The organism is Streptomyces sp. WM6386 (assembly GCF_000972385.1).
In the GTDB taxonomy this organism is placed as follows: Bacteria; Actinomycetota; Actinomycetes; order Streptomycetales; family Streptomycetaceae; genus Streptomyces.
Genome location: NZ_JXTE01000294.1, coordinates 1 through 792, shown reverse-complemented (window position 1 = coordinate 792; position 792 = coordinate 1). Strand labels below are relative to the sequence as shown.

General features: G+C 64.9%; 2 protein-coding genes. One reads left to right on the top strand and one right to left on the bottom strand.

What is annotated here, in order from left to right; genetic code table 11:
* A partial coding sequence (locus TN53_RS41315) for a transposase (protein WP_046264036.1) occupies positions 1 to 406 on the top strand: 406 nt, incomplete at its 5' end.
* A 146-nt stretch (positions 407 to 552) separates the two neighbouring features.
* Here TN53_RS41315 and TN53_RS48845 read toward each other — a convergent pair.
* Positions 553 to 792: hypothetical protein (locus tag TN53_RS48845; RefSeq protein ID WP_234441843.1), on the bottom strand; the 240-nt coding region annotated here is incomplete at its 5' end.

Sequence of the window (792 nt, the reverse complement as noted above, 5' to 3'; positions counted from 1 at the left end):
GTCGAAGAACTACCGCTACTCGACCAACCACCAGGTCGTCATCGACGCCGACACCCGGCTCGTCGTCGCCGTCGGCCGCCCGTTGCCCGGCAACCGCAACGACTGCAAGGCGTGGGAACTGTCCGGCGCGAAGGACGCCGTCGGCAAGACCACGGTCATCGCGGACGGCGGCTACCGCGGCACCGGCCTGGTCATCCCGCACCGCCGCGAACCCGGCCAAGCCGAACTCCCTGACTGGAAAGAGGAACACAACACCTCCCACCGCAAAGTCCGCGCCCGCGTCGAGCACGCCTTCGCCCGCATGAAGACCTGGAAGATCCTCCGCGACTGCCGCCTCAAAGGCGACGGCGTCCCCCCCGCCATGCTCGGCATCGCCCGCCTGCACAACATCACCCTCGCCGGGTGACGGAGAAACGGCAGTTCATCCAGCACATGAAAGATCATTTACGGGACAACGCTTAGCCGCGCGCGGTTCGGATTCGCCATGCCGACGGCATCCGACGTCGAGTTCACCAAATTCTCTATCGACTGACCACATCCCTGGCCAGTCCGTCACCAGGCGCGATGGTCGGGTTCGGTGTCCTCCTGTACGGACCACGCAATCCTGCGTTCGGCTGATTCCTTCAAGGAGCGGTAGAAGCGGTCCTCGACCGACCCCTGCTCAAGGGTGGCCATGATGCGTACGGCGTTATCTCTGATCTCGGTGTCCTCGGGGTATGGCGTACCCGGGGATGTGACCAGGTCCCCTGCGCTGGCTGCACTGTGCAAACTGGCGCCGACGACCTGCAGCAA